At 61.1% G+C, this 6,840-nt stretch carries 5 protein-coding genes and 3 pseudogenes; 1 reads left to right on the forward strand and 7 read right to left on the reverse strand.

Annotation, left to right across the window (positions count from 1 at the left end; all coding sequences use genetic code 11):
- Nucleotides 1-134: 134 nt before the first annotated feature.
- Both istA and J2W40_RS20670 read right to left on the reverse strand, forming a co-directional pair.
- Nucleotides 135-1,121 (reverse strand): annotated as a pseudogene (istA, locus tag J2W40_RS20300) (IS21 family transposase); the annotation flags it as partial.
- 115 nt (nt 1,122-1,236) lie between these two features.
- Nucleotides 1,237-1,353: pseudogene (locus J2W40_RS20670) on the reverse strand (IS110 family transposase); the annotation flags it as partial.
- A 73-nt stretch (nt 1,354-1,426) separates the two neighbouring features.
- Here J2W40_RS20670 and J2W40_RS20305 point away from each other — a divergent pair.
- Nucleotides 1,427-1,576: pseudogene (locus J2W40_RS20305) on the forward strand (IS630 family transposase); the annotation flags it as partial.
- Between the two features lie 76 nt (nt 1,577-1,652).
- Here the strand turns inward: J2W40_RS20305 and J2W40_RS20310 are convergent.
- The 5 genes from J2W40_RS20310 to J2W40_RS20330 all read right to left on the reverse strand — a co-directional run bounded on the left by J2W40_RS20310 (nt 1,653) and on the right by J2W40_RS20330 (nt 6,476).
- A complete protein-coding gene (locus J2W40_RS20310; protein ID WP_310227771.1) occupies nt 1,653-2,462 on the reverse strand; it encodes an SDR family NAD(P)-dependent oxidoreductase in 810 nt (269 codons plus the stop codon).
- Nucleotides 2,459-3,292, reverse strand: a complete 834-nt coding sequence (locus J2W40_RS20315) for an SDR family NAD(P)-dependent oxidoreductase (RefSeq protein WP_310227772.1) — start codon at nt 3,290-3,292, stop codon at nt 2,459-2,461. The genes J2W40_RS20310 and J2W40_RS20315 overlap by 4 nt, the downstream gene beginning before the upstream one ends.
- A gap of 200 nt (nt 3,293-3,492) precedes the next feature.
- A complete protein-coding gene (locus J2W40_RS20320) occupies nt 3,493-4,542 on the reverse strand; it encodes a hypothetical protein (RefSeq protein WP_310227773.1) in 1,050 nt (349 codons plus the stop codon).
- 114 nt (nt 4,543-4,656) lie between these two features.
- A complete protein-coding gene (locus tag J2W40_RS20325; RefSeq protein ID WP_310227774.1) occupies nt 4,657-5,733 on the reverse strand; it encodes an NAD(P)H-dependent flavin oxidoreductase in 1,077 nt (358 codons plus the stop codon).
- Nucleotides 5,730-6,476, reverse strand: coding sequence for an enoyl-CoA hydratase/isomerase family protein (locus J2W40_RS20330; RefSeq protein WP_310227775.1), 747 nt, complete (start codon nt 6,474-6,476; stop codon nt 5,730-5,732). The genes J2W40_RS20325 and J2W40_RS20330 overlap by 4 nt, the downstream gene beginning before the upstream one ends.
- Nucleotides 6,477-6,840 lie beyond the last annotated feature (364 nt).

Below are 6,840 nucleotides of genomic sequence, written 5' to 3' on the forward strand. Positions count from 1 at the left end.
GTTCCATGTACGGCCGGGCTGGCCTCGACCTGCTCCGGGCGCGTATCATGGCATGACACCTGCACCGAAATTGCGGGAGAGCCCACTTTTGCGGAATCTTCGATGCCCGTTGACAGGTCCTCAGTTGGTCGTAAGCTAATCAGGCAGGTGCCGGTCACGGCATGCTCACTCTCATTGAAGCCGTCGAACGGTCCCAGCATCGGCTGCAGCGCAGATCGTTCTATCTACAGCACCTGCGCCACGGTCAACTCGCCCTGTTCAGGATGGGGCTGCCGTTCCGCCCAGCGCCGACACTCGGCCTCCAGCCAGCCATTGAGGTCTTCGAGACTGGCGAACCGCAACCGGGGCTGGAAGAAGCGACCCCGGATCGTCTGCACCTGGTTCTCGACCTGACCCTTCTCCCATCCCGCCGCGGGCGAGCAGGCCGTGGGCTCGACCATACAATGGTCGGTCATGATCAGGAACCGCCGGTTGAAGACCCGTTCCTTGCCGGTGAACACGCTCGTCACAGCCGTCTTCATATTATCCTAGATGCCGCGCCCTGGCACGCCGCCGAAGAAAGCAAAGCCGCGCGCATGCTCGTCGAACAGCATCTCCTGGCTCTCGCGAGGATAGGCCCGGACATAGACCGCGCGTGATGCACACAGTCGCATATGCGCGACCTTCACCCGCATCGGTGCCCCGGCGATCTCGACATCCTCATGGGTCCAGTCGAACTGGTAGGCCTCGCCTGGCCTGCACATCAGCGGCATGAAGGCCGTGACACCTTCGCCGGCATCTTTGCGCCGTTCCAACTTCCATCGCGCCGCGTAGCGCCGCACGGCATCGTAGGATCCCTCAAAGCCTTCGCGCACCAACAGATCATGGATCCGCGTCATCCGCAGCCGCTCACGCCTGCCGCGCAACTCGTTCTCTTCCAGCAGCGTGTTCAGGCGCTCTTGGAACGGACCGATCCTGGGCAGCGGCGGAACCTTGCGCTGATAATCAAAGGCCCCCTCCGGCGCTCGGACCGCTTTGCGGATGACCTTCCGCGACACATGAAGATCCCGTGCGATCGCCTTGATCGCCTTGCCTCCGGCATACTCACGCCGGATCCGTAAAACTGTCTCCAAAACCAACATCCCGATCTCGCCGCCTGAAAATCCAGCCAGCTGCTTAAACCATCGAAATGAGGGGTCCCTTTTAGAAGCCGATCACCCCGCTAACGGGGTCCTTTTTGCACGCCGATCCACACGCCAGCAGCTTGCCACGGCTGATCCGTTTGCTGAACAGCGCGTGCCCGCGTGCATCCCCACCGTGTGCGTGAAAAACTTACTTGGCGATATCCAACCCAATTGTGCTAACTTCAGACACGGACGCCTCCTCAAGTGGTGTTTCAACACCTCCACTATGGCACATCGATGCCGCCGGGGGGCGTCCATCCCATCAGTTCATGCGCGATAACTGGCTACCCAACCCCATCTTCACGTCCCACGACAACATCGTCGACCTTTGGCGCGAAGCCTGGAACAGGCTGATCGATCAGCCCTGGCGCATCATGACAATCGGACGCCGCAAATGGGCGCGTGGGTCGTGATCAATGCAGGTTGGTATAAGTCATTATCCGCACGGGTGCATTCCCTATCATATATTCCGCGCGATGCGAGGCGGTGTCACGACACCGGAGCGATCTTGACGGGGAGCTTGCCCGCACCCCTCATAGGCCTGAGATGCGCGCCTCCATCGAGCATCAGGACATGGCCCGTAACGAAACCCGTGTCGTCACAGACCAGACCCGCGACGGCGGCGCCGATATCGTTTTCGCAATCCCCAAGGCGTCCTAACGGGATTTCCCCGGTGATCGCGGAGGAGGCCTCGGGATTGCTGTCGAGGAAGGCCTGTATGGCTTCGTTGGCCCCGGCCGGGCACACGGCGTTGACGGTTATCCCGTACCGCCCCCATTCCTGCGCCGCGGTTCGGGTCAAGGCGGCTATTCCGGCCTTTGCCACGTTGTAATCCGACTTGTTGGGCATGCCGACGGAAACGCTGAAGGAACTGAAGTTTACGATCCGCCCACCGCCGGCGTCACGCATGTGGGGGAACGCGGCTTTCATGGTCCACAGGCTTCCCATCACGCCCCCTTCGTACAGCCCGCGAAAATCCTCGTCGTCTCTTTCCGTGATCGGGGCGGGAGGTGTCCGGCTCTGCGCATTGTTGACAAGTATGTCGAGCTTGCCGAAACGCGCCACTGCTTCGCTGATCAGGTGTTCGGCTTGTTCCTTTTGCGTCAGGTCGGCCTGCACATAAGCGCCCTTCGCCCCTCGCGCGGCGATCTGCGCAAGGACATCTTCGCTCAACTCAGAATTTCGTGAGCAGAAGACAATACTTGCGCCTTCCGACGCGAGACGCAGCGCGATGCCTTTACCGATGCCTTGCGTTGCGCCGGTCACGACGGCGACGCGGTTTTCCAGTCGGCCCATCATATCTGCTCTGCCCTGTCCAGGCCCGGTTCGAATAGCGGTGTCGCCAGATGTTCGCCGCCGTCGGCATGGATGACTTCGCCCGTCAGATAGCGGGAGTCATCCGATGCCAGAAACAGTGCCGCGCCGCCGATATCGCGCACGACATCGCCCCTATAAGGCATCGGCAACTGCTCCAGTCCGGCATCGATTTCGCTAGCGCCTCGCCTCTCCCGGTACTTGCGGAACTCTTCAGTATCCGCTGCCGCCGTCAGCAGGTTCGCACGGATGTTGAATGGGCCCCATTCTTGCGCAGCACTGAATACCAGCGATTTCAGCGCGGCCTTTGCGGCGAGGTAATCGGCGATATAAGGTTGGGTGGACTGACCATAAGTCGATCCGAGCGCGATGATCGATCCTCCTCCGCCTGCACGCATGGCTGGCAGTGTCGCCTGCAAAAGGACCGCGGCTTCGCGAAATGAGCGGAACGCTTCGTCGAACGCTGCTTCGGTCTTGTCCAGAAGCCGTTCCCAAGTCGTGCGATAGTCAGCGGCGGCGACAAGGATATCGACCCGCCCGCACCGCGCAAGAATGTCCGCGATCGTGCGGTCGGCAGCCTCGCGACTAGGCGGTGCTTCGGCAATTATGCAAACGCTTCCGCCGAACTGCCCGATTGCGTGTGAAGTTCTTTCCGCAGCTGCCGGGTCGGCATCGATCAGGACGACAGTAGCGCCCTCACTCGCAAAGCGGCGAGCGATGCCGCAACCTATGGCGGAAGCCGAGCCGGCTACTATGGCCACGCGGCCAAACAATCGCCCGGTAAGTGAACCCGGCTGTGCGACATCATCAATCATCACGGTCAGACCTCATCAATGCTGTTCAAGATTTCTATTGATGACCCCGCATCAATCCGCAGGCAGCGGGGCGACATTCCATCCCTGCGCCATTGCAGCTGTTTACCCTTGCCGGTCAGCCGTCCAACGCTGTGAAAACGTTCGTTGGACGGCTGACAGGGCGGCGCACGGTCCGTGCGTGCGGTAAAGGTTTATGGCTGTTATCGGCGGATGTTCTTGGTCCAGAAGTGCGGCATGTCCAGCTGTCCGAGGATGCCGGGCTTTGCGGCGCAGACCTCGTTGATCGCGTTGATCGGGTGCAGGGCGGTGATCGCGCATCCGTCATAGAGGCTGAGTGCCATCTCGGTATGCATGTTGGGCTCACCCTTGATGATAACCTGGTATCCGCATTCCGCACCGTTCAGCGGCTGCTCGAACTCCGGACCGGCGTCGGTATGGCATCGTTCGACCTTGCGGTAGATGATGAGCGGCTTGCCCTTGTACATGCCCTTCATAGTCCAGCGGATCGCGGCGATGGTGTTGGCCAGACCCTTGCCCCATGCGGCGTCGTAGTCGTGATCCAGGGCGGCGGTCTCATAGGTCTGGACGATTTCGTCCAGTTCGACGCCCAGATAGTCCGCTATCCCCCAGATGGTGCTCTCGTGCCAACCCTTGCCGATGTCGTCGTAGAACATTGGTGCACGGTAATCGAGCGGCTGATTGAAGCCCCAGTTCACGATCGACAGGAAGCTGCTGTAGCCATTGAGATTGGAAATTTCACAAACATCGACGGAATCCACCTCACCAGCTCCGGAAAGCAAGCTGAACAAGTGGCCGATCGTCATAAAGCCTGGGTCAGTTCCGCCGCAGAAGACCGAAGAGTTGCCCTTCTCGCAAGCCTTCGCGATTGGCTCGACAAATTCTTTGCGTCCAAATTCGGGCGCGATCAGGTCCATCAGGGCCGGTCCGACAACATTCACCCCCGCTTCAAGGAACGGGATCACGTCGGCTACGCATTGGCCTTCGCGGTGCGAGTAGTTGCCCTGGTAGACGAGGCAATCGAGATCGAGGGCAAGCAGGTCAGCGGGGTTATCGGTGGCGATCACGCCCGTTTTCTCGCGCCCGGCGATGTCGCCTGCGTCGCGACCCACCTTTTCCGGCGCCCAGGCAAGAAGCCCGACAAGCTCGTATTCGGGATGATTGATGAGGCCCCTGAGGCCCGGCATACCGATCGGGCCGGTACCCCATACCGCGACACGTTTCTTGGTCATATCCATTCCTCTGATCTTATTAACGATATAAGCTGGACCTTCGGGTCGGGGCTTGCGCAAGCACGTCCCCGGTAGTCCTTACTGCAAAAACAGAATGGCAACGCCGCCGGCTCGTCATCCTGTCGGGCGACGTCCGGCCCGGTTCCCAAGGCGTTCGTCCAGTCCGGATACTGCGATGTCGTATTCGCGTTCAATCCGGTCCACCAGGGCGGCGACGGTCGGTATGTCCCTGATCAGGCCCACGCCATGGCCCGCCGCCCAGATGTCGCGCCATGGCTTGCGCTCCGAATGGAGTGGATTGTCCGGCATGGCGGAGGTCGAAAGATCATCGGGGTCAAAGCCATTGGCGCGGATTGACGTCTTCATGAAGTTGCACGGCACGCCCTGCGTAAAGGCAGGAGTGTAAATGATCTCGTTCGTTCCGGTGGTGACGAGCATGTCCTTGTAGGCTTGCGGCGCCATCGATTCCTGGGTTGCGATGAACCGAGTGCCCATGTAGCAAAGGTCCGCGCCGAGCGCTTGTGCTGCGAGCATCCCGCTGCCCGTGCTGATCGCACCGCCCAGCACAATCACGCCGTCGAAGAACTCACGAACCTGCGGCACGAGCGCAAACGGATTGACAGTACCGGCATGACCGCCACCTCCGCCGGCGATGAGGTTTATGCCGTCTACCCCCGCTTCGGCTGCTTTTTCCGCGTGCCGCACGCTGGTTGCATCGTGGAACACGACGCCCCCCCAGCCATGCACCTCCTTGACAAGGTCGGCCGGCGCGCCGCCCACGCTGATGACGATCGGGATGCGTCGGCGCTTGCAGATGTCGAGCTGCCTTTCGAATATGGCTGCGCGCTGCTTATCCTTTCCGGCCCCGGCGCTGAGGTTGGCGGCATAGGGGCCGGGCTGGCGGCCCGTCTTGCTCTCAAAAGCGGCCAGTTCACGTTCGATGCGTTCGAGCCACTCGTCATATTCTTCGGGCGAGCGAGCCGAAGCCGAGGCCGCGCCTGCCATGATGCCGGACTTGCAAGCCTCGATCACGATATCAGGACCCGTGACCAGAAACATCGGCGCGGCGACGAGCGGCAGGCGCATGCCCGCGAACAGGTCGCTGTCGAGCAGCTGCGCGGCGCCTGCTCGAGAGGTGGGGACGATGCGCTCGGGCAGGTTGCCTGCGGTCACTGATGCGGGCGCGGTCAAAATCCGCCCTTCGACAGGCGTGCTTCGAGATCCGGGTTGCGGCCCGGGTTCGTCTCGATCTCCAGAGCCAATCCATCGCCCAGCGTCATCTCGCTCCCCTTGTCGATCACGGTCTTTACCCACCGCGCGACACCGCGTGGATGGCTTGCAATCAACGCCGCCAAGGCCTGCACCTCGTCCTGCAGCCGGTCGAGCGGGACCACCCGGTTGACCAGGCCGATGCGCAGCGCCTCATCGGTTAGGACTTCGCGGCCGGAAAACATCATTTCCTTGGCCATTGCGCTGCCGATCCGACGCGGCAGCCGTTGGGTGAGGCCCCAACCGGCATGAAGACCCAATTTCTGGTGTGTGTCAGCAAAGCGGGTGTTATCTGCCGCGATGATGATGTCGCTTGTCAAAGCCAGCTCGAGGCCACCGGTCATGCAGTGGCCGTGCACGGCGGCGATGACCGGTTGAGGCAGAGAAGCAAGGGCCGTCATTGTTGCGCGGTTAAAGGTCGTAGGGTCGGAATCTGTCGGCTTGCGGTTCTTGAACGCCTTGAGGTCGGCGCCGGCGCAAAACGAGCGGCCAGCCCCACACAGGACGACACATCCCACCTCATCGGGCCGCGCCACTATGTCGTCGACATGCGCGCGCAGTTCCCGAAAGCTATCCGCCGAGATCGCGTTCAGCACCTCAGGCCTGTTCAGGGTCAACGTAGCCACGCCATCGCTATCGTGTCGCTTGACCAAGGGTTTGGGCATAATCGTGAAAAGCCTGCTTGAGAAGCACGCGCGGTGATACGCAAAAACCGATACCAGCAAACGTTAGATCAGTTTCTCCCACGTTGCGCGAAGCACAAGCACGCGTCAATCCGGGGCCGCGCCGATCGCGCCAACCCACCAGGTATACGCCACAGGTTTCAGAAACGTAATATCTTGCCGCGCCCCGACGATCTGAAATGCCGCGCCGGAGGACGGTAACGGCCAGAATGATGGATAGGTCTAGATTCATATCTGGACGCCCCCTATGGCATATGTGGACGCCCCCTATGGCAAGGGCTTTCTGTCGGGACGGGTTTGATCGGTTGCTTTCATATGTCCGGCCTATTTGTGCGGGCGTGATTTG

The organism is Sphingobium xenophagum, from assembly GCF_031457465.1.
Taxonomy (GTDB): Bacteria; Pseudomonadota; Alphaproteobacteria; order Sphingomonadales; family Sphingomonadaceae; genus Sphingobium; species Sphingobium xenophagum_A.

Excerpts from the sequence above, each read along its gene's own strand:
- J2W40_RS20320 (WP_310227773.1), bottom strand. The coding sequence starts at position 4,542 with ATGACCAAGAAACGTGTCGCGGTATGGGGTACCGGCCCGATCGGTATG.
- J2W40_RS20315 (WP_310227772.1), bottom strand. The coding sequence starts at position 3,292 with ATGATTGATGATGTCGCACAGCCGGGTTCACTTACCGGGCGATTGTTT.
- J2W40_RS20330 (WP_310227775.1), bottom strand. The coding sequence starts at position 6,476 with ATGCCCAAACCCTTGGTCAAGCGACACGATAGCGATGGCGTGGCTACG.
- J2W40_RS20310 (WP_310227771.1), bottom strand. The coding sequence starts at position 2,462 with ATGATGGGCCGACTGGAAAACCGCGTCGCCGTCGTGACCGGCGCAACG.